The sequence below is a fragment of the Stappia sp. genome (assembly GCF_048261845.1).
Taxonomy (GTDB): domain Bacteria; phylum Pseudomonadota; class Alphaproteobacteria; order Rhizobiales; family Stappiaceae; genus Stappia.
In genome coordinates, this window is the sequence record NZ_JBLXFR010000042.1 from 13559 (window position 1) to 33876 (window position 20318).

16 protein-coding genes are annotated in these 20318 nt (G+C 66.7%); 9 read left to right on the plus strand and 7 right to left on the minus strand.

What is annotated here, in order from left to right; translation table 11 throughout:
• Window positions 1-73 precede the first annotated feature (73 nt).
• The 7 genes from ACN0T5_RS15640 to msrP all read left to right on the plus strand — a co-directional run bounded on the left by ACN0T5_RS15640 (window position 74) and on the right by msrP (window position 9819).
• The gene (locus ACN0T5_RS15640) at window positions 74-502 is read left to right on the plus strand and encodes a TadE/TadG family type IV pilus assembly protein (RefSeq protein ID WP_417769539.1); all 429 of its coding nucleotides are present in this window, start codon (window positions 74-76) and stop codon (window positions 500-502) included.
• Between the two features lie 17 nt (window positions 503-519).
• A complete protein-coding gene (locus tag ACN0T5_RS15645; protein WP_417769540.1) occupies window positions 520-2184 on the plus strand; it encodes a pilus assembly protein TadG-related protein in 1665 nt (554 codons plus the stop codon).
• Between the two features lie 96 nt (window positions 2185-2280).
• Window positions 2281-3480 carry a pyridoxal phosphate-dependent aminotransferase gene (locus ACN0T5_RS15650; protein ID WP_417769541.1) on the plus strand — a complete coding sequence of 400 codons (1200 nt, stop codon included), beginning with the start codon at window positions 2281-2283 and terminating at the stop codon, window positions 3478-3480.
• 275 nt (window positions 3481-3755) lie between these two features.
• Window positions 3756-5831 carry an elongation factor G gene (locus ACN0T5_RS15655; protein ID WP_417769542.1) on the plus strand — a complete coding sequence of 692 codons (2076 nt, stop codon included), beginning with the start codon at window positions 3756-3758 and terminating at the stop codon, window positions 5829-5831.
• Window positions 5832-5978: 147 nt separating this feature from the next.
• Window positions 5979-7130 (plus strand): PQQ-dependent sugar dehydrogenase, encoded by a 1152-nt coding sequence (locus tag ACN0T5_RS15660; RefSeq protein WP_417769543.1) that lies wholly within the window; start codon window positions 5979-5981, stop codon window positions 7128-7130.
• Between the two features lie 129 nt (window positions 7131-7259).
• Window positions 7260-8645, plus strand: a complete 1386-nt coding sequence (locus ACN0T5_RS15665) for a DHA2 family efflux MFS transporter permease subunit (protein WP_417769544.1) — start codon at window positions 7260-7262, stop codon at window positions 8643-8645.
• Between the two features lie 211 nt (window positions 8646-8856).
• The gene (gene msrP, locus ACN0T5_RS15670; protein WP_417769545.1) at window positions 8857-9819 is read left to right on the plus strand and encodes a protein-methionine-sulfoxide reductase catalytic subunit MsrP; all 963 of its coding nucleotides are present in this window, start codon (window positions 8857-8859) and stop codon (window positions 9817-9819) included.
• Window positions 9820-10379: 560 nt separating this feature from the next.
• On the opposite strand, the gene ACN0T5_RS15675 is transcribed toward msrP, so the two are convergent.
• Genes ACN0T5_RS15675 through ACN0T5_RS15685 form a run of 3 tightly spaced genes read right to left on the minus strand, consistent with a single transcriptional unit; the run spans window position 10380 to window position 13298 of the window.
• Window positions 10380-11270 carry a LysR family transcriptional regulator gene (locus ACN0T5_RS15675; protein ID WP_417769554.1) on the minus strand — a complete coding sequence of 297 codons (891 nt, stop codon included), beginning with the start codon at window positions 11268-11270 and terminating at the stop codon, window positions 10380-10382.
• Window positions 11271-11329: 59 nt separating this feature from the next.
• Window positions 11330-12295 carry a thioredoxin-disulfide reductase gene (trxB, locus tag ACN0T5_RS15680; RefSeq protein WP_417769546.1) on the minus strand — a complete coding sequence of 322 codons (966 nt, stop codon included), beginning with the start codon at window positions 12293-12295 and terminating at the stop codon, window positions 11330-11332.
• Window positions 12296-12314: 19 nt separating this feature from the next.
• Complete coding sequence (locus tag ACN0T5_RS15685) at window positions 12315-13298, minus strand: mitochondrial fission ELM1 family protein (RefSeq protein WP_417769547.1); 984 nt, start codon at window positions 13296-13298, stop codon at window positions 12315-12317.
• Between the two features lie 285 nt (window positions 13299-13583).
• On the opposite strand from ACN0T5_RS15685, the gene ACN0T5_RS15690 reads away from it, so the two are divergent.
• Entirely contained in the window at window positions 13584-14054 is a 471-nt protein-coding gene (locus ACN0T5_RS15690) for an Lrp/AsnC family transcriptional regulator (protein WP_417769548.1), read from the plus strand.
• Window positions 14055-14721: 667 nt separating this feature from the next.
• Here ACN0T5_RS15690 and ACN0T5_RS15695 read toward each other — a convergent pair.
• Window positions 14722-15120, minus strand: a complete 399-nt coding sequence (locus tag ACN0T5_RS15695) for a nuclear transport factor 2 family protein (RefSeq protein WP_417769549.1) — start codon at window positions 15118-15120, stop codon at window positions 14722-14724.
• Between the two features lie 16 nt (window positions 15121-15136).
• Window positions 15137-15670, minus strand: a complete 534-nt coding sequence (locus ACN0T5_RS15700) for a peroxiredoxin-like family protein (protein WP_417769550.1) — start codon at window positions 15668-15670, stop codon at window positions 15137-15139.
• A 134-nt stretch (window positions 15671-15804) separates the two neighbouring features.
• On the opposite strand from ACN0T5_RS15700, the gene ACN0T5_RS15705 reads away from it, so the two are divergent.
• The gene (locus ACN0T5_RS15705; protein ID WP_417769555.1) at window positions 15805-16347 is read left to right on the plus strand and encodes a TetR/AcrR family transcriptional regulator; all 543 of its coding nucleotides are present in this window, start codon (window positions 15805-15807) and stop codon (window positions 16345-16347) included.
• A gap of 335 nt (window positions 16348-16682) precedes the next feature.
• Here ACN0T5_RS15705 and greA read toward each other — a convergent pair whose 3' ends face one another.
• Entirely contained in the window at window positions 16683-17156 is a 474-nt protein-coding gene (greA, locus tag ACN0T5_RS15710) for a transcription elongation factor GreA (protein WP_417769551.1), read from the minus strand.
• Window positions 17157-17256: 100 nt separating this feature from the next.
• Window positions 17257-20318: carbamoyl-phosphate synthase large subunit (gene carB / locus ACN0T5_RS15715; RefSeq protein WP_417769552.1), on the minus strand; the 3062-nt coding region annotated here is incomplete at its 5' end.

Here is a 20318-nt window from a genome sequence, read left to right on the forward strand (position 1 = left end):
TGTCAACTTGACGCGGCGCCGTTGTGGCGTGACTTGTGGGTTTCGCGCCCTTCCTCAAGGAAGGAGCCATTGCATGCGCAAGTTGATCGACTGCTTTTTGCGGGAAAAGTCTGGTGCGTCGGCCGTTGAATTCGCCCTCGTGTTGCCTGTTTTCATGCTGGTGATGCTCGGGATCATCGCCTACGGCATCTATTTTGGCGCGACGCACAGTGTTCAGCAGCTCGCTGCGGATGCGGCCCGGGCCTCCGTCGCGGGCCTTTCGGATCCCGAGAGGGCCCGGATCGCCAGCCGCCACGTCACCGAGAATGCCCGGCAGTATGCCCTTCTCGATGTCGGCCACGTGAGCGTGGAGGCAGGCCCCGTCGCCAGCGATGCCACCCAGTTTCGCGTTGCCGTCTTCTATGACGCCAGCAGCCTGCCGATCTGGGCGATCGGTCCCATCCTTCCCCTGCCGAGCCGGACGATCGCGCGTGCCGCCGTCGTCAAGCGCGGCGGTTACTGAGGCGAGGAGGACACGTCATGCAGCCTGACGGTTTGCGCAAGCTCTTCTTGTCCCTCGCCCGCGACCGGCAGGGATCGGTCGCCATGATCACCGCCTTCTTCTTCGCCGTGATCATCGGGGCGCTGGCCCTTGCGGTCGATGTCGGAGCCCTGTTCCTCGAACGCAGAACCCTGCAGGGTACGGCGGACCTTGCCGCCGTCGCCGGCGCCTCCGACATTCCCCGGGCGGAAGCCGCCGTCGCGGCGACGCTCGAGGCAAACGGCGTGGACGCCGACTTCACCGTCATTCGCGGCAACTACGTCCAGGATGCGGCGCTCGACCACACGCGCCGCTTCCGGCCCAACCTGCAGCCCTTCAATGCGGTCCGGGTCGATCTGCGCAAGCCGGGCCGGGTCTATTTCGCCAGGGTGTTCTCCTCGCAGACGGCGACCATCGGCGTCTCGGCGATGGCCGCCAATGCCGAACTGGCCGCGTTCTCGATCGGCACGCGCCTGCTTGCCCTGCGCGACGGCGTCGCCAACGAACTCCTCGGCAAGATGCTGGGAACGAGGGTCGACCTCAATGTCATGGACTATCAGGGGCTGGCCTCGGCCGATATGCAGATCGCACAGACGATCCAGGGGGTGGCAAGCCGGATCGACCTCACCGCGGGCACCTTCCAGGACGTGCTCGATGCGCCGGTGACGATCGGGGACCTTGTCGCGGCGATGGCGAAGATCGCCGGCGACAACGGCGACACGGCGGCGGAGCTGGCGCTGAAGCGGCTGCTGGCGAGCGGCGGGCTCAATGGCAAGGTGCCGCTCGGCTCCCTCTTCGATCTCGGGCCCCTGGCGATGCTTGCCATCGACGACCCGGCGCCGGGGCTCGACGCGCAGGCCTCGGCCATGCAGGTGCTCGGCTCCTCGCTCGTGCTTGCCAATGGCGCGCGCCAGGTGAAGCTCGATCTCGGGGCCGAGGTGCCGGGCCTCCTGTCGCTCAGCGCTGTTCTTGCCATCGGCGAGATGCCGCGCCACAGCGCCATGATTGCCGTCGGGCCGAAACCGGCGAAGGTGCGCACGGCCCAGACGCGGCTGCGCCTTGTGGCGGAGGTCGGCGGTGCCGGCGCCCTTGCCGATGTCCGTCTGCGGCTGCCGATTGTCGTCGACCTTGCCTATGGCGAGGCGGAGCTTGCCTCCGTTTCCTGCCCCTATGGCGGGTCGGCGCGTGCGGCAGTCGTCGCCCGGCCGGGGATCGTGGAGGCCTGGATCGGCGAGCCTGGCGCCGGCGACCTGTCGGATTTCGGCAACACGCCGCGCCTCCATCCGGCCCGCATTGTCGAGGCGCCGCTGGTCAAGGTCACCGGCAAGGCGCATGTCGATGTCGGCAATGCCACCGGCACGCGGCTCGTTTTCACCGCGCGCGATGTGGCGCGCGGCACGGTGAAGCGCACCGGCACACGTTCGATCGCCGGGTCGCTCGTCTCCAGTCTCCTGTCGGATCTCGATCTCGAGGTGAAGCTGCTGTCGCTCGGCCTGTCGTTTCCCGGTCCGGTTGCCGACACGGTCGGCGATCTGCTCGGCGAGGTGGCGGCTCCGCTCGACGCCGTCGTTCACGGGCTGTTGACGACGCTCGGCCTGCATCTTGGCGAGGCGGATGTGCGGGTCCACGGCATTCGCTGCGGCGGCGGCGTCCTTGCCGGTTGAGCAGGGCGCGAACAGTTAGCCATCTCCCTTGCGTGGCGGGGGCGCGGGAAGTAGTCTCCGCGCGCCTGCAACCACCTGCCTCACCGGGAGAGCATCATGGGCTTCATCGCCGACGCACTGGCGCGCGTCAAACCCTCCGCCACCATTGCCGTGACCAACAAGGCACGCGAACTCAAGGCCGCCGGACGCGATGTCATCGGCCTTGGCGCGGGCGAGCCCGACTTCGACACTCCGGAGAACGTCAAGGCGGCGGCGATCGCGGCGATCAACGAGGGCAAGACGAAATACACGGCCGTCGACGGGATTCCGGAGCTGAAGGCGGCGATCTGCGCCAAGTTCAAGCGCGAGAACGGCCTCGACTACGAGCCTTCGCAGGTCAGCGTCGGCACCGGCGGCAAGCAGGTGCTCTACAACGCGCTGATCGCGACCATCAATCCGGGCGACGAGGTCATCGTGCCGACGCCCTACTGGGTCAGCTATCCGGACATGGTGCTCTTGGCTGGCGGCGAGCCGGTGATCGTGGAGGCCGACAAGTCGACCTTCAAGATCACGCCGGAGGCGCTCGAGGCGGCGATCACGCCGAAGACCAAGTGGCTGATCTTCAACTCGCCCTCCAACCCGTCGGGCGCGGCCTATTCGCGCGACGAACTGAAGGTCCTGACCGACGTCCTGATGCGCCATCCGCATGTGTGGATCATGTCCGACGACATGTACGAGCATCTCGTCTATGACGGCTTCGAGTTCACGACGCCGGCGCAGGTCGAACCGAAGCTCCACGACCGCACGCTGACGGTCAACGGCGTCTCCAAGGCCTATGCCATGACCGGCTGGCGCATCGGCTACGCCGGCGGCCCGGCCGAACTGATCAAGGCGATGGCCAAGGTCCAGTCGCAGTCGACCTCCAACCCCAGCTCCATCGCCCAGTGGGCGGCGGTCGAGGCACTGAACGGGCCGCAGGACTTCATCCCGGCCAACAACGAGGTGTTCAAGTCGCGCCGCGATCTCGTCGTCTCGATGCTGAACCAGGCGAAGGGCCTCTCCTGCCCGGTGCCGGAGGGCGCCTTCTACGTCTTCCCGTCCTGCGCCGGCACGCTCGGCATGACCGCGCCGTCGGGCAAGGTGATTGAGACCGACGAGGATTTCGTCACCGAGCTGCTGGAAACCGAAGGCGTTGCCGTGGTGCAAGGGTCCGCTTTCGGCCTTGGCCCCAACTTCCGCATCTCCTACGCGACCTCGACCGAGGCGCTGGAAGAGGCCTGCACGCGCATCCAGCGCTTCTGCGGCAATCTGCGATAAGTCCGCGCGCGCCTGTTTGGCGCGCGGCCGGACCGGTCTGATCAAGGCCCGGCGGAGCGATCCGCCGGGCCTTTGCATGTGCTGCGCCAGCCCCCGTAACGCAGCGCAGCACAGGTTTCCCTTGCGTTTGCCGCCTCATCGGCGCGACGATGAGCGTCCGCCCGTGTCTGGCGGGCGGCGGTGCTGGTGCGCGGCGCCGTCCGGTCAGAGCCGCGCCCGGTTCCTTCTACGACAACCGGTCCTTGTCAGGACCCGATGGGGAAGGAGACTTGAGCATGGGCGACAACAGGACAAGCGAGAGGGCAGGCACCCAAGCCGGCAGAGATACAGGGCCCCGGTGCATCGGGATCTTCGGGCCGTTCGGCAGCGGAAAGACCTCGCTGCTCGAAGCGTTGCTCGCCCGCACGGGGGCCATTTCGCGGCAGGGAGCGGTGACGGCGGGCAACACGATCGGCGATGCCGCGCCGGAGGCACGCGCCCACTCCATGAGCGTCGAACTGAACATGGCTGAGGCCGAGTATCTCGGCGACCGTTTCGTTTTCCTCGACTGCCCCGGTTCCATCGACTTTCTCGGCGAGACGGCCGGCGTGCTTGCCGGCATCGACCTTGCCGTGGTCGTTGCCGAGGCGGACGAGAAGAAAGTGGCCGCGCTGCAGGTCATCCTCAAGCAGCTCGAGGATCGCGGCATCCCGCGCATCCTGTTCCTGAACAAGATCGACCGGACCTCCATGCGGCTGCGCGACGTGCTGGCCATGCTGCAGCCGGCCTCCGCCGTGCCGCTGGTGATGCGCCAGGTCCCGATCTGGAAGGAGGGCATCGCCACCGGCTTCATCGACCTGGCGCTGGAGCGCGCCTATGTCTACCGCGAACACGCGGCAAGCCAGGTCATCGAAATCCCCGACGAGGCAATGGCGCGCGAGGTCGAGGCGCGCTTCTCCATGCTGGAGACGCTGGCCGATCATGACGACGTCCTGATGGAATCGCTGCTGGAGGACATCGCCCCGGAGCGTGACAGGATCTTCGAGGATATCGGCCGCGAGCTGCGCGAGGGCCTGATCTGTCCGGTTCTGTTCGGATCGGCCGAGCATGGCAACGGCATCGGCCGGCTCATGAAGGCGCTGCGCCACGACGCGCCGGGCATTGCCGAGACACGGGCCCGGCTCGGGGTTCCCGATGACGGCGGCACGCTCGTCCAGGTGCTCAAGACAGTCCACACGCTGCATGCGGGCAAGCTGTCGCTGACGCGTCTCATCTGCGGAACGCTCTCCGATGCGGACACGCTGACACGTCCCGACGGGGAGCCGGTGCGCATTTCCGGTTTCTACAAGCTGATGGGCCAGCAGGCGCACAAGCGCGGAACGGCCGAAGCCGGCGACACGGTCGGCCTTGGCAAGCTCGACGGGGTGCATACGGGCGACACGCTGGGTGCCGGCGCGCCGGCTCCCCAGCTCGCACCGCTCGACATGCCGCCGCCGGTGCTCGGCCTTGCCGTCTCGCCAAGCGAGCGCCGCGACGAGGTGAAGCTGTCGGCGGCACTTGCCAAGCTGGCCGAGGAGGACCCGGCGCTTGTCGTCACCCAGAGCCAGGACAGCGGCGAGACCCGGATCGAGGGGCAGGGCGAGATGCATTTGCGCGTCGCGCTGGAGCGACTGACCGGCAAGTACGGACTGGCGGTGGAAACGGCCGATTCCACCATCCCCTATCGCGAGACGATCCGCGGGTCGACATCGGTGCGGGCACGCCACAAGAAGCAGTCGGGCGGCCATGGCCAGTTCGGCGACGTGGCCATCGAGATCCGTCCGATGCCGCGCGGCGAAGGCTTCGTCTTCAACGACACGATCACGGGCGGTGTCATCCCCAAGCAGTATATCGCCTCCGTGCGCGCCGGCGTGGAAGAGGCACTGAGAACCGGCACGCTCGGCTTTCCCACCGTCGATATCGCGGTGACCCTGACCGACGGCTCCTATCACAGCGTCGATTCCTCCGACCAGGCGTTCCGCATGGCGGCGATCCAGGCGATGCGCGAGGGGCTGCCGCAGTGCAAGCCGGTGCTGCTCGAGCCGATCCACCACGTCACCATCGCCTGCCCGAGCGATGCGACGGCGCGCATCAACGCCATCGTCTCCAGCCGGCGCGGCCAGCTTCTGGGCTTCGATGCCCGTCCGGGCTGGGCCGGCTGGGACGAGGTGCAGGCCTTGATGCCGGAGACGGAAATCGGCGGGCTGATCGTCGAGCTGCGCTCGGCCACCGCCGGTGTCGCCACCTATGTCAGCCGTTTCGACCATCTCGCCGAACTGACCGGCAAGCCGGCCGATGCGGTGCTTGCCCGGCACGGGCGCCAGGCGGCGTGAGACATCCGGGCCGGGACGATGCGGCATCCGCCGCGCCGTCCCGGCCGCATCCGCCGCGCCTGCATTCCCGTCTGGACCCTTCCGGCTTTGCTCCTAGCTATAGGGCGGGGGCCAGGTCATGAGACCGGATCAGGCGGGAGGGATCCCTTGCGAGCAGTTCTTTCGAGTGTCGTCGCGAATGTTGCCGGTGCGCTGGCGCTGACGGCCGCGACCCTTGTTCCGGCATCGGCGCAAACCGCGCATGAGGCCGGCGGCGTCACATTCACCGTCACCCGCATGGTGGCGGATCTCTCCTACCCCTGGGGCTTCGATTTCCTTCCCGACGGCTCGCTTCTCGTCAACGAGGTGGAGGGGCGGATGTGGCTCGTCTCCGCCGACGGGAAAACCCGCATCGAGGTCGCCGGCGTGCCCCGGGTGCGCGCCGTGGGGCAGGGCGGGTTGCTCGACCTCGTCGTCGCGCCGGACTTCGCGACGAGCGGCCGCATCTATCTCACCTTTTCCGAACCCGGTCCGGGCGGTGCAGGCACGGCTGCCGCGACGGCCCGGCTGGCGCGCGAGGGGGACACCGCACGGCTGGTCGATGTCACCGTCATCGCGCGGATGGAAAAGAAGACCGCCGGCGGCCGGCATTTCGGCTCGCGCGTCGTTCCCGCGCCCGACGGCACGGTCTTCCTCACGCTGGGCGACCGGGGCGATGCGGACCGCGCCCAGGACCCGAGGGACCATGCCGGCTCGGTCCTGCGCGTGAATGCCGACGGCTCGATCCCTGCCGACAATCCCTTCGCGGATGGTGTGGAGGCGCTGCCCGAAATCTGGTCGACCGGCCATCGCAACATCCAGGGCGCGGCGATCGAGCCGTCGACCGGGCTTTTGTGGACGCTCGAGCACGGCGCGCGCGGCGGCGACGAGATCAACCGGCCGGAAGCGGGAAAGAACTACGGCTGGCCGGTCATCTCCTATGGCCGCCACTATTCGGGTCTGAGGATCGGTGTCGGCACCGAAGCCGAGGGCTACGAGCAGCCGGTCCATTACTGGGACCCGTCGATCGCGCCCTCCGGCATGGCCTTCTACACCGGGGACGCCGTGCCGCAGTGGCGCGGCAGCCTTTTTGTCGGCGCGCTGAAGGATCAGCTGATCGCACGGCTCGAGGTGGAAAACGGCGAGGTGGTCTCCGAGGAACGCCTGATCCCCGGCGAGTACGGGCGCATCCGCACCTTGCGCAACGCGCCGGACGGGACGCTCTGGTTCTCGACCGACGAGGGCGATGGCGCGCTTTATCGCATCTCCGGGGCGCTATAGGGCAAGACCGGCGCGGCGGTTGACCCGCCCGCGCCGGCGCATCCGCCATTTGCAGTGTCCGGCTTTCGCGCTATTGAGAGGGGGCGGCTCCTCTTCCTTCCTTCCGCCGCGCTGCACCCCCCGGACATCATGAACACCGTTCCGCTCATCATCGCTTTCGCGTTTTTCATGGAGATGATGGATTCCACCGTCATCGCCACCTCATTGCCGGTGATCGCGGCGGATCTCGGCACCAGTCCGATCGCGCTGAAACTGGCGCTGACCTCCTATCTGGTGGCGCTCGGCGTCTTCATCCCGGTCAGCGGCTGGATGGCCGACACGTTCGGGGCCAAGCGGGTTTTCCGCCTCGCCATCGTCGTCTTCGTCATCGGCTCGATTGCCTGCGCCTTTTCCAACTCGCTGCTCACCTTCGTGCTCTCGCGCTTCCTGCAAGGCATGGGCGGGTCGATGATGGTGCCGGTCGGGCGGCTCATCCTGGTTAGGACCTTCCGGCAGAAGGACCTTGTCCATGCGATGACGCTGATGACCATTCCCGGCCTCATCGGCCCGATGGCCGGTCCGCCGCTCGGCGGCTTCCTGACCACCTATCTTTCCTGGCACTGGATCTTCCTCATCAACGTGCCGATCGGCATCGTCGGGGTATGGTTTTGCGGCATCTTCCTGCCCGACATCGCCAAGCGCCCGACCTCGAGGCTTGACTGGACGGGCTTCCTCCTGAGCGGGACGGCGGCGGCGGGCATCGTCTTCGGCCTGTCGGTGGTCAGCCTGCCGGCCTTGCCGCCCGTGGTCGGGCTGGTGACGACTGTCGCCGGCCTTGCCGCGCTTGCCGGCTATCTCGTTCACGCGAAGGCAAAGGCCGATCCGATCCTTGACCTGGCCTTGCTGCGCAACCGCGCCTTCGGTCTCACCTTGCTGGGCACCAACATCTTCCGGGTGTCGTCGGGCGCGATGCCCTTCCTGATCCCCTTGATGCTGCAGACCTCCTTTGGCTACAACGCCTTCCAGTCGGGCCTGATCACCTTCACCGGTGCGTTCGGCGCCATCTCGATGAAGTTCATCGTCAAGCGCTCGCTGGCCGCGCTCGGTTTCCGCACCGCGCTTGTGATCGCCTCGCTTGGCGGGGCGCTGCTGACCCTTGCCATGGCCGCTTTCGCGCCCGGAACGCCGGTGTGGATCTTCGTGCTGGTGCTTTACGGCGCGGGCCTCACCCGCTCCTTCCTCTTCACCTCCTCCAACGGGCTGATGTTCACCAGCATCGGGGATGACGAGGCGAGCCAGGGGACCGCGTTGAGTTCCGTGTTCCAGCAGGTCTCGCTGGCGCTGGGCGTCGCGCTTGCCGGTTTCGTGCTCGAGGCGGCCGGCTGGTTCAGCGGGGACCCGCTGGCGCTCGTCAACTTCCACATGGCTTTCGCGGTCACGGCGGCACTGGCGCTGGTCTCCGTGCCGGTCTTCGCCTTCCTGCCGGCGACGGCCGGGCAGGAGGCCTCGGGACACCGGCAGCGCCAGGAGGCGTGAGCCGGCCTGCTCCCGGCGGTCCGTTTCCTGGTTCGCCTCGCGGTTCTGCTCACGATCCCGGCACGTTTCGTTCAACCGCACTTGATTTGCCGGGAGGCTGCGCGCGCGCTAGGTCAGAGGCAACGGTCGGTGCCACGACGCCCGTGCCGCCGGGACGCGCGCCCGGTCGCGGGATATCCGGTACGGCAGGCATGAAGCGACGGAGGACGCGATGAACATCATTCGAAAGCGTGGCTGGGAGCTGCCGGAATCCGCGGCAACGCCGGAAGCCGTTTTCTTCAACCGGCGTGCGGTGATCGCCGGCCTTGCCGGCGCCGGTGCGCTGATGGCCGGGGGTGGCTTTCCGCGTCCGGCCTTCGCCGAGGAAGATCCGAGCCTGTCGCTCTATCCCGCGAGCCGCAACGAGACCTTCACCCTCGACCGGGAGATCACGCCCGAGAAGTTCAGTTCCATGTACAACAACTTCTACGAGTTCGGCTCGCACAAGCAGATCGCCTCGGCGGCGCAGGCGTTGAAGATCCGCCCCTGGGAGGTGACGATCGACGGGCTTTGCGACAATCCGCAGACCATCGGCATCGACGAGTTGCTGAAGAAGGTGAGCCTGGAAGAGCGGCTCTACCGGCTGCGCTGCGTCGAGGCGTGGTCGATGGCGGTGCCCTGGACCGGCTTCCCGCTCGCCGAGCTGGTGCGGCTCGCAGGCCCCAAGGCGGGGGCGAAATATCTTCGCATGGAAACCTTCCTCGATCCGGACACGGCCAGCGGCCAGCGCGCCTCCTGGTATCCCTGGCCCTATGTCGAGGGCCTGACCATCGCCGAGGCGACCAATGAACTCGCCTTCCTGGCGACCGGTGTCTACGGCAAGCCGCTGGCCAAGCAGTTCGGCTCGCCGCTGCGCCTCGCCGTGCCGTGGAAATACGGTTTCAAATCGATCAAGTCGATCACCCGCTTCTCCTTCACCGAGGAGCGCCCCGTCAGCTTCTGGGAGGAAGTGCAGGCGTCGGAATACGGCTTCTGGGCGAACGTGAACCCCGAGGTTCCCCATCCGCGCTGGAGCCAGGCGAGCGAGCAGGTGCTGCCCACGGGCGACCGCGTGCCGACCCTCCTTTTCAACGGCTACGGCGAGCAGGTCGCCGATCTCTACAAGGGGATGGAGGGCGAGGCGCTCTACATCTGAGCGAGCAGCTGCTTGCGAAGTTCAAGAGGGGAGGGCCTGGCGTCGTGCGCCGGGCCCTTTTTGCATCCCGATCGCGAAAGGGCCGCTTGTTCCTGTCAGCCGCCCAAAAAAAATGCCGGGCACAAGGCCCGGCAGTTATTTGATTTTGCCACCATCGGTGGCGCAATCACCTTCCAGAGGGGAACAGCTGGTCGCATCAGACGTCGCTGGGAGGAGGTAGCGACGAAGCAGACCAACAGCCTGTTGCTTATATGCAGTGCACAACGTGCCCATGCAAGATGCAGTCGCGCAAGTCTGCTATGCAAAAACCGGGCATCACGCCGGGCGCTGCGTCATCTTTGCCTTGCCATGTGCCGCCATGTGCCGGAAGCGCGGGCGCGCGGCCTGATTTGCGGGCATTCATTGTTCGAATGAGACAAGTCTTCACGCGACCTGTTCGTCGCCAGGAGCGGCTTGCGAAGGGGCAACGCCCCGATGTGCGACGCAATATCGCAGGCCTGCGCGGCCTGCCGCGGGTCCGGAGAGGGCCGCGCCTTGCCGCAGCTGCGCAAAAATGAGGCTCAGAAGGTCCAGCGCTCGGCCTTGGACAGCAGGAAGTCCCTGAACACGGCGATGCGGGCGGTGTTCTTCAGCTCGGAAGGGTAGACGAAATAGGTGTCGAAATTCGGCACTTCCGCCTCGGGCAGCAGCTGGACGAGGCCGGAGCCGTCCTCGTTGATGTAATCCGGCAGGATGGCGATGCCGATGCCGCGCTGAACGGCCCGCTTGATCGCCACCACGTTGTTGATCCGCAGCACGCAGCGCCGGCTCTCGCCAAGCGGCAGGCCGGCCGTTTCCAGCCAGTTCATGTCGCGCAGATAGGGCGGGGCCTGCTCGCCGAAGGTGATGATTCGGTGGCCGTCGAGATCGTTCATCGACTTCGGCGCGCCGAAGCGCTGGATGTAGCTGGGCGCCGCGTACAGATGGAAATGCACGGTGAACAGCTTGCGCTGGATCAGGTCCGGCTGGGTCGGCTGGCGCAGGCGGATGGCGACATCGGCCTCGCGCATGCCAAGGTCCAGCTCGTCGTCGTCGAAGATCAGCCGCAGTTCCATCTCCGGATAGAGATCGACGAACTCGTTGAGGCGCTGGGTCAGCCAGGTCGAGCCGAGGCCGACCGTGGTGGTGATCCTCAGCACGCCGGAGGGTTTTTCGCGGCTGTCGGTGAGGCGCGCCTGCGCCGCCTCCAGCTTCATGAACACCTCGCGCGCGGTGCGATAGAGCACCTCGCCCTGCTCGGTCAGGAGCAGGCCGCGCGCGTGCCGGTGGAAGAGCGGCACCTTGAGGTCGTGTTCAAGCGCGCTCACCTGCCGGCTGACCGCGGACTGGCTCATGTTCAGCGTGTCGCCGGCATGCGTGAAGCTGCCGGCCTGCGCCGCCGCATGGAAGATCCGCAATTTGTCCCAGTCCAGCGGCACGGCGCCCTCTATGTGTTCGTGTCGGCTCCCGCCGAGGCGTGTTGCAGCGTAGCCTATTCGGCGGCTTCCGCTTCCGCAATCTCATGTTCGGCAAGAAAGCGTTCGCTTTCAAGGGCGGCCATGCAACCCATGCCCGCCGCGGTCACCGCCTGGCGGTAGATCTCGTCGGTCACGTCGCCGGCCGCGAAGACGCCGGGGATCGACGTCATCGAGCTGTCGGGGGCCGTCCAGATGTAGCCCGACGGCTTCATCTTCAGCTGGTCCTTGAACAGTTCCACCGCCGGGGCGTGGCCGATGGCGACGAAGAAGCCGTCGGCTGCAATGTCGCGCGTCTCGCCCGTGTGGACGTTCCTCAGCCGGGCGCCGGTCACGGCCTTGGGCGTGCCGCCGCCGAGCACTTCTTCCACGGTGCTGTCCCAGATCACCTCGATCTTGTCGTTGCGCGCCAGCCGTTCCTGCAGGATCTTCTCGGCGCGGAAGCTGTCGCGGCGGTGCACCACCGTCACCTTGGAGGCGAGGTTGGCCAGATACAGCGCTTCCTCGACCGCGGTGTTGCCGCCGCCGACCACGATCACCTCCTTGCCGCGATAGAAGAAGCCGTCGCAGGTGGCGCAGGCCGACACGCCGGCGCCCATGAATTCCTGCTCGGTCGGGATGCCCAGCCACTTGGCCTGCGCGCCCGTGGCGATGATCAGCGCGTCGCAGGTGTGGACCGTGCCGCTGTCGCCGGTCAGGCGGAAGGGACGCACCGAAAGGTCGGCCTCGAGAATCGTGTCGTAGATGATCTTCGTGCCGACGTTCTCTGCCTGCTTGCGCATCTCCTCCATCAGCCAGGGGCCCTGGATCGGATCGGCGAAGCCCGGATAGTTTTCCACTTCCGTGGTGATGGTGAGCTGGCCGCCGGGCTGGATGCCCGTCACCAGAACCGGCTCCAGCATGGCGCGCGCGGCATAGACGGCGGCCGTGTAGCCGGCGGGGCCGGAGCCGACAATCAGGAGTTTGTGGTGCTCTTCTGCCATCGCTTCTTTCCTTGCATGCTCAGCCTCGCGGCGCCGGCGCGCGAGCCGTTCGGTGCGCCTCGAAACGCCGCCGGATCGCCTCGGCGATCTCCGGCGTGGAATCGACCGGTTCGTAGGTAGTCACTTTAAGCGGTCCGGGGAAGGGGTGCAGGGCGTTCGTTCCCACCAATCCCGCCATAAACGCATCAAATTTGCGGTGACCGCCCTGCGGGTGGAAAACGTGGACTGCCCTGCCGCTCGCCAATGCCTCGCCGACCATGTTGGCGCTGTCGGCGGTGGCCACCACCGCATCGGCGTTGGCAAGATATTGCAGCAGGGGGTTTTCGCCCGATCCGTCCCACAGGAGATGACCGCCGCGCGCCGCGATCTGGCGCAGTGTCTCGCTCAAGGCCTGCGGCGTGCGCCGCGAGGTGGTCATCATCAGATGTGCGCCGTCGGCGATGAAGTGCCGCAGCCCGTCGGCGAAGCGGGCGATGTCCTCCGGACGGTAGTGGTGGTTGCGGCTGTTGCCGCCAACGAGCACGGCAACGCGCGGATGTCCGAGCCCGGCGATCTGCGGCCAGGGGTTTTGACGCGCATCCGCCAGCCTTGCGGCCGAATGCCGGTGCGGGCCGCCAGGCGTCGCCAGCACATTGTCGCCGCGCAGGGCGTCATGCGCCGGCACCCAGATGAAGTCGGCGGCCTTCGCGCCCGTGCGCGGGTCCTTCAGGAAGACGGTGAACGTGTGCCCGTGGCTGTCACGCCGGATCCGCTTCAGATAGGCGACGGCGCGCCGTCCGGAGGCGATCGCGATGTCGGGAAAGGGCGGGGCGATCGGGCTTTGCGGCCGGTCCGGGGCCTCGCGCGGATCGATCGGCCCGCGCGGCATTGCCCAGGACCAGGGCGCGCGCGGGGCCACCCGGCGCAGCTCGAAGGCAAGCCCCAGCGCCTCGGCGACCGCGATGCATTGCATCTCGTCGCCGGCCTTGCCGTCGGTGACGATCCAGGCGCCGGGCGCAGTCATGGTCCGGTCGGTGTCCAGCGTTCCCTCCCGCTCCGTTCGCCGGTTTTCATCCGCGCCGCCATCCCGTTTCGGGCCCGGTTCGGGGAGGGCGTGCTTTCCTGATGTTTCTTCATGGCGACGATTGTTGTTATACTATTGCAGGTTTCGGTAAAAAATCATAAGGCCCTAGGGTACGAACGGCATGACGCGCCGGCTGAGTCGCTCATGCGTGCGGACCCTCCCGTCCGGCCCGCGAGAGCCTTGTTCCCCCCGTGTCTGTGCCAGCGATTGGCGAAGGAGACCAGTGTGAAAATCCGCCTCGATGCGATTGATTGGCACATTCTGAAAGAGCTGCAGGCGGATGGCCGCATCACGAATGTGGAGCTGGCGCGCCGCGTCGGCATTTCCGCACCGCCCTGCCTGCGCCGCGTGCGCGCGCTGGAGGAGGCCGGGCTGATCACCGGCTACCGCACCCTTCTGGACGAAAAGCAGCTCGGCTACGACGTCACCGCCTTTGCCATGGTCGGCCTGCATTCGCAGACCGAGGGCGATCTCAATGCCTTCGAGGAGAAGGTCAAGGGCTGGCCGGAAGTGCGCGAAAGCTACATGCTGTCGGGCGAGGTCGACTTCCTGCTGAAATGCGTGGTGCCGGACCTGCAAGCCTTCCAGAACTTCATCATCCGCGAACTTACCGCCACGCCGAATGTCGACAGCGTCCGCACGGCCCTCACCATCCGCCAGACCAAGAACGACCCGGTCGTGCCGATGAAGGAGTGAGGGGGGGCGGGACGAACCCGGCCCCGCCCTCCGCGCGTCACCCCGGGCAAGGCGAAGCCGCGACCCGGGGCCCATTCGTTTCCAGAGCGGGAGCGATCAGGGCAAGGCGCCCGCGTTTCGATCCGGGCGACAGGCGGCGAAGGGCTCGACGCCTGCCGCATCCGGTGAGAGCCCTCACGCCTGCCGGGGTTGCCAATGGATCCCGGCTCTGCGCTGACGCTTGGCCGGGATGACGGCCTGAGCGGGGAGCGACCGTCCGGCTGTCTGCTGCCACGACTGCCTGCCGCCACGGCTGCCTGCCGCCAAAGTTGCATCGACAGCCTGTCGGGAGAGGCGCGCCGCCGTTGCCCCAGCCTCCGTCCGTCACCCCGGACGAGCATCGCGAGATCCGGGGCCCATTCGTTTCCAGAGCGCGAGCGATCAGGGCAAGGGGGCGCGTTTCGGTTCGGCCCGCCGACGGCGAAGGGCTCGACGCCGGCCGCATTCGGTGAGAGCCCTCACGCCTGCCGGGGTTGCCAATGGATCCCGGCTCTGCGCTGACGCTTGGCCGGGATGACGGCCGAGGGGAGGCGCCGTCCGACCGCCCGCCGCCAACCAGCATCCCCGGCCGGTCGCATGGAACTGCATGGCGCAAGCATGCGGCCGGGCCGGGGTGCTTTGCGTCCGCTCAGGCGGCGGCCGCGTCCGGCCGGCTGAAGTTCACCTCGCGGATCACCTGCCAGCGTCCGTCCTCGAAAATGAAGTCGATGCTCAGGTCGATCATCATGTTCGGGCCGCCGACCGGGATTTTTCGCGAAATCAGCACATGCCCCCGGTCGCCGGCAACGGTGACGCTGTGGATCCTTGCCCACATGTGGTCCGCCGGGTTCTTGCCCCTGAAGGTCTGCTCCAGCATGGACATGAAGTCCGTCTTGGTCAGGGTCACCAGGCGTCCGTCGATGCTGAGGTCCATGACGACGATGTCGTCATGGTAGATGCCGTCGAGCGTCTCCATGTCGGCGCTGACGCCGGCTTTCATCAATTCGTCGATCCGCGCGCGCAATGCGGCTTCCGTTCTTTCGGTCATGCTGTCTCCTTCGGGTTCAGGCAAAAGTGCCGTTGATGGGAGCGTTTTTCATCGGTCCGCGCCGGAAGCCGATGCCCTTGGCAATCCACTCCAGGCCGGGCCGTGAAAAGGGGACGTTCGAGATGTCGGTGATCTGCAGCGCGCCGGCCTCGTCGATGACGAAAAGGCCCGGCTCGGCGAACGGGGCCTCGACATCCATCCCGTTGCGCGGACCTGAAACGTACAGGCCAAGTTCCTGCATCTGGGGAACCGTCAGGCCGTAGGCCACGTCGAAGCGCGGCGAGACCTCCTCCATCTGGGCGGCTGCGCGGGCCTTGCTGTCGGCCGAAACGGCGATCACATCCACGCCGAGCGCGTTCAGGTCGGCAAGGGCTGCATTGAGCTCCCGCAGGTATGTCGTGCAGAGCGGACAGTGCTTGCCGCGATAGACAGTCACGAGCATCCAGTCGAAGCCGTCGCGGGGCCTCGATATGTCGCGCCTGCCGCCACCGAGCACAGGAAGGCTGATCGCCGGAAACACCGAACCGGCGGCGAGTTTTCTGCTGGTCATGTCGTGCGTTCCTTTATATATTGATCGATACATAAAGGCGGCGACCTGACAGCGTCAAGGGATATATATTGAACGTTACAAAAAAAATTGGACGACCCCGGAACTTCGACTATGACGAAGCGCTGCTGAAGGCGATGTTCGTTTTCTGGGAGAAGGGCTACGACGGCGCCTCCATGCGCGACCTGACCAGTGCGATGGGGATCACGGGGCCGAGCCTCTATGCGGCCTATGGCGACAAGCGCGGCCTCTATCTGAGCACCATCGACCACTATTGCGACGCGGATGCCTGCGCCCCGCTCGTGGCCCTCGAAGCCGAGGAAGACATAGAGAAGGCGCTTCATGCCTTCTTCTCGGAAGTCATCCGGTCCGCGGCGGAGCATGAAAGCGGTGCGAAGGGGTGCTTCCTCGCGTCAAGCGTGGTGGCCTCCGTCGGCCACGTGGAAGGCGTTGCGGAGCGCGTGGAAGCTGCCATCGCCGACACGGAGACGCGGCTGGTCAAGCGCTTCGACCGGGAAGTGGAGAAGGGCACATTGCCGCCGACCTTCCCCTCGAAGGAACGGGCCGCGCTGCTCTTCGACCTTCGCCAGGGCTACATGTTCCGGGGCCGTGCGGGCTGGTCCAGCGATCGCATGCGGGACCAGATCGCCGACCGGGTCAGGATGCTGCTCTCGCACTGACCGGCCGGAATGCCGTCATTGCCGCCGCCGTGTCGCATGGCCGCTTCCCCCGATCATCGCACGGGGAGCAAGGGCCGGGGACACGTCTCCGGGCGCGGCGGCGCGGGCGGGGCCTGCATCGCGGGGATAGGTGCCATCGGGAAACGGGGACAAGTGCAAGGCGGCGCGTGCACAGGACACCGCCGCGACGCGGTCTCGTGTCCTCCGCCGGCCAAACGCAAAAACGCCCGGGCGTTGCCGTCCGGGCGGTAAACGTCGTGCAATCTCGATAAAGCGCGAGTCAATTTTTCGAAAATATTGCTCGAACTTGTGCGGAATTGTCGCGGCTTGCGCCGTCAGCCGAAGGTGACGTTGATGATCTCGTAGGCACGCGCGCCACCCGGCGCGGTCACCTCGACGCTGTCGCCGGTGGCCTTGCCGATGAGGGCCCGGGCGATCGGCGAGGAGATCGAGATGCGGCCGAGCTTCACGTCCGCCTCGACGTCGCCGACGATCATGTACTTCTTCTCTTCCTCGGTGTCCTCGTCGATGAGGGTCACCGTGGCGCCGAACTTCACCGTGTCGCCGGAGAGCTTGGTGACATCGATCACCTCGGCCCGGCCGAGCTTGTCCTCAAGCTCGCCGATGCGGCCCTCGTTGAGGCTCTGCTGCTCCTTGGCGGCATGGTATTCGGCGTTTTCCGACAGGTCGCCATGGGCGCGCGCCTCGGCAATTGCCTGGATGATGCGCGGCCGCTCTTCCGACGTCCGCTGCTTCAGCTCCTTCTCGAGCATGGCGTAGCCAGCGCTTGTCATCGGAACTTTTTCCATAGGTCCTCGACCCTTTCGCTTCGCGCGCCACTCGTTGGCGGCGCGCGTCAAAAACACAGACGTCCGGCCGGGAAGTCCCCTGCCGGAACGTTCAGGAAAATCAGGCCTTCGTGAAATAGGCCTGCAACGGAACCACTTCAAGGTTGCCCGAAGCGTAGGCCTCGATCCCCTTTGCCGCCGCGATCGCCCCTGCCAAGGTCGTGTAATAGGGGACCTTGTGCAGCAAGGCGGCACGGCGCAGCGACCTGCTGTCGGAGAGCGCCTGCGCACCTTCGGTCGTGTTGAAGACGAGCTGAACCTCTCCGTTCTTGATAGCATCAACGATGTGAGGCCGGCCTTCAAGCACCTTGTTGACCTTGTCGCAGGAAATTCCCTGCTCCTGCAGGAAGGCCTGGGTTCCGTGCGTGGCAATGATCCGGAATCCAGTCTTTACAAGGCGCTGGATCGGGTCGAGGACGCGTTCCTTGTCGGCGTCGCGAACCGAGACGAAGACCGTGCCGGCGGTCGGCACGCGGGTGCCGGAGCCCAGCTGCGACTTGGCGAAGGCGACCTCGAAGGTGCCGTTCAGGCCCATCACTTCGCCGGTGGAGCGCATCTCCGGCCCGAGCACCGTGTCGACGCCCTGGAAGCGGGCGAAGGGGAAGACGGCTTCCTTCACCGCCACATGGTCGAGCTTCTTCGTCGTCAGGCCGAAGGAGGCGAGCGGCTCGCCGGCCATGACGCGGGCGGCGATCTTGGCGATCGGCTCGCCGATGGTCTTGGCGACGAAGGGCACGGTCCGCGAGGCGCGCGGGTTGACCTCGAGCACGAAGATCTCGCCGTTGCGGATGGCGAACTGGACGTTCATCAGGCCGCCGACGCCGAGCGCCCTGGCGAGCACCTCGGTCTGGCGGGTCAGTTCGGCGATCATCTCGGCCGAGAGCGAGTAGGGCGGCAGCGAGCAGGCGCTGTCGCCCGAATGGATGCCGGCCTCCTCGATGTGCTCCATGATGCCGCAGACGAAGACGTCCTTGCCGTCGGCAAGCGCGTCGACATCGACCTCGATGGCGCCGTCGAGATAGCGATCGAAGAGCAGCGGGTTCTTGCCCAGCACCGTGTTGATCTGGCCGGTCTTGTCATTGGGGTAGCGGGCCCGCACGTCGCCGGGAACGAGTTCCGGCAAGGTGCCGAGCAGGTATGCGTTGAGTGCGTCCTCGTCGCGGATGATCTGCATCGCCCGGCCGCCAAGCACGTAGGACGGGCGCACCACCAGCGGCAGGCCGAGATCGGCAACGACCAGACGGCTCTGCTCGACCGAATAGGCGATGCCGTTCTGCGGCTGCTTCAGGCCCTGGCGCTGCAACAGCTTCTGGAAGCGGTCGCGGTCCTCGGCCAGGTCGATCATGTCGGGCGAGGTGCCCAGGATCGGCACGTCCGCCTCGACCAGCGCCTGTGCAAGCTTCAGCGGCGTCTGGCCGCCGAACTGGACGATGACGCCGTGCAGCGTGCCGTTCTGCTGCTCGGTGCGGATGACTTCCAGCACGTCCTCGTCCGTCAGCGGCTCGAAATAGAGCCGGTCCGACGTGTCGTAGTCGGTGGAGACGGTTTCCGGGTTGCAGTTGACCATGATGGTCTCGAAACCCGCATCCTGCAGCGCGAAGGCGGCATGACAGCAGCAATAGTCGAACTCGATGCCCTGGCCGATCCGGTTCGGGCCGCCGCCGAGGATGACCACCTTCTTTGCGTCGCTGGGGCGCGCCTCGTCGGCGAGGCGTCCGGCGAAGGGCGTCTCGTAGGTCGAGTACATGTAGGCGGTCGGCGAGGCGAACTCGGCAGCGCATGTGTCGATGCGCTTGTAGACCGGGTGCACGTCGAGGCGCTGGCGCAGCTTCCTGACGTCGCCTTCCTCGATGCCGGCAAGCGAGGCGAGGCGCGCGTCGGCGAAGCCCATCGCCTTGAGCGAGCGCAGTGCCTCGGTGGTCTGCGGCAGGCCGTGGGCGCGCACCTTCTCTTCCGTCTCGACGATGGCCTGGATCTGGCGCAGGTACCACGGGTCGATATGGCAGGAGCGGTAGACCTGCTCCAGTTCGGTGCCCAGCCGGAAGGCCTGGGCGACCTTCAGCAGCCGGTCGGGCGTCGGCGAGGCGAGAGCGGCGCGGATGGCGTTCTTGTCGTCATTCTGGCCGAGGCCGGGGATCTCGACCTCGTCGAGACCGCTGAGCCCGGTCTCCAGACCGCGCAGCGCCTTCTGCAGGCTTTCGGCGAAGGTGCGGCCGATGGCCATGACCTCGCCGACCGACTTCATCGCGGTGGTCAGGAGCGGCTCGGCGCCAGGGAACTTCTCGAAAGCGAAGCGCGGGATCTTGGTGACGACATAGTCGATCGACGGCTCGAAGGAGGCCGGCGTGGCGCCGCCGGTGATGTCGTTCTCCAACTCGTCGAGCGTGTAGCCGATGGCGAGTTTCGCCGCGATCCTGGCAATCGGGAAGCCGGTTGCCTTGGAGGCGAGCGCGGAGGAGCGCGACACGCGCGGGTTCATCTCGATGACGATCAGCCGGCCGTTTTCCGGATTGACCGCGAACTGGACGTTGGAGCCGCCCGTCTCGACGCCGATCTCGCGCAGCACCGCGAGGCTCGCGTCGCGCATGATCTGGTATTCCTTGTCGGTCAAGGTCAGCGCCGGCGCGACCGTGATCGAATCGCCCGTGTGGACGCCCATCGGGTCGATGTTCTCGATGGAGCAGATGATGATGCAGTTGTCCGCCTTGTCGCGGACGACCTCCATCTCGTACTCCTTCCAGCCGATCACCGATTCCTCGACCAGAACTTCGTCGGTCGGCGAAGCGTCGATGCCGCGCTCGATGATGTCGAGATATTCCTCGCGGTTGTAGGCGATGCCGCCGCCGGTGCCGCCGAGCGTGAAGGACGGACGGATGATGGCCGGAAGGCCGATATCGTCAAGCGCGTCGAGCGCCTCGCCAAGCGAATGGGCGAGCCTCGAGCGGGGTGTCTCGAGGCCGATCCGGGCCATCGCCTCGCGGAACTGCTCGCGGTCCTCGGCCTTGTCGATCGCCTCGGCGGTCGCGCCGATCATCTGCACGCCGAACTTCTCAAGGACGCCCATCTTGCGCAAGCTGAGCGCGCAGTTCAGCGCCGTCTGGCCGCCCATTGTCGGCAGCAGCG

What these genes read in the sequence shown, in the direction of transcription:
- ACN0T5_RS15640 (WP_417769539.1), top strand. Translation starts at nt 74, where the DNA reads ATGCGCAAGTTGATCGACTGCTTTTTGCGGGAAAAGTCTGGTGCGTCG.
- ACN0T5_RS15645 (WP_417769540.1), top strand. Translation starts at nt 520, where the DNA reads ATGCAGCCTGACGGTTTGCGCAAGCTCTTCTTGTCCCTCGCCCGCGAC.
- ACN0T5_RS15650 (WP_417769541.1), top strand. Translation starts at nt 2,281, where the DNA reads ATGGGCTTCATCGCCGACGCACTGGCGCGCGTCAAACCCTCCGCCACC.
- ACN0T5_RS15655 (WP_417769542.1), top strand. Translation starts at nt 3,756, where the DNA reads ATGGGCGACAACAGGACAAGCGAGAGGGCAGGCACCCAAGCCGGCAGA.
- ACN0T5_RS15665 (WP_417769544.1), top strand. Translation starts at nt 7,260, where the DNA reads ATGAACACCGTTCCGCTCATCATCGCTTTCGCGTTTTTCATGGAGATG.
- msrP (WP_417769545.1), top strand. Translation starts at nt 8,857, where the DNA reads ATGAACATCATTCGAAAGCGTGGCTGGGAGCTGCCGGAATCCGCGGCA.
- trxB (WP_417769546.1), bottom strand. Translation starts at nt 12,295, where the DNA reads ATGGCAGAAGAGCACCACAAACTCCTGATTGTCGGCTCCGGCCCCGCC.
- ACN0T5_RS15685 (WP_417769547.1), bottom strand. Translation starts at nt 13,298, where the DNA reads ATGACTGCGCCCGGCGCCTGGATCGTCACCGACGGCAAGGCCGGCGAC.
- ACN0T5_RS15695 (WP_417769549.1), bottom strand. Translation starts at nt 15,120, where the DNA reads ATGACCGAAAGAACGGAAGCCGCATTGCGCGCGCGGATCGACGAATTG.
- ACN0T5_RS15700 (WP_417769550.1), bottom strand. Translation starts at nt 15,670, where the DNA reads ATGACCAGCAGAAAACTCGCCGCCGGTTCGGTGTTTCCGGCGATCAGC.
- ACN0T5_RS15705 (WP_417769555.1), top strand. Translation starts at nt 15,805, where the DNA reads ATGTTCGTTTTCTGGGAGAAGGGCTACGACGGCGCCTCCATGCGCGAC.
- greA (WP_417769551.1), bottom strand. Translation starts at nt 17,156, where the DNA reads ATGGAAAAAGTTCCGATGACAAGCGCTGGCTACGCCATGCTCGAGAAG.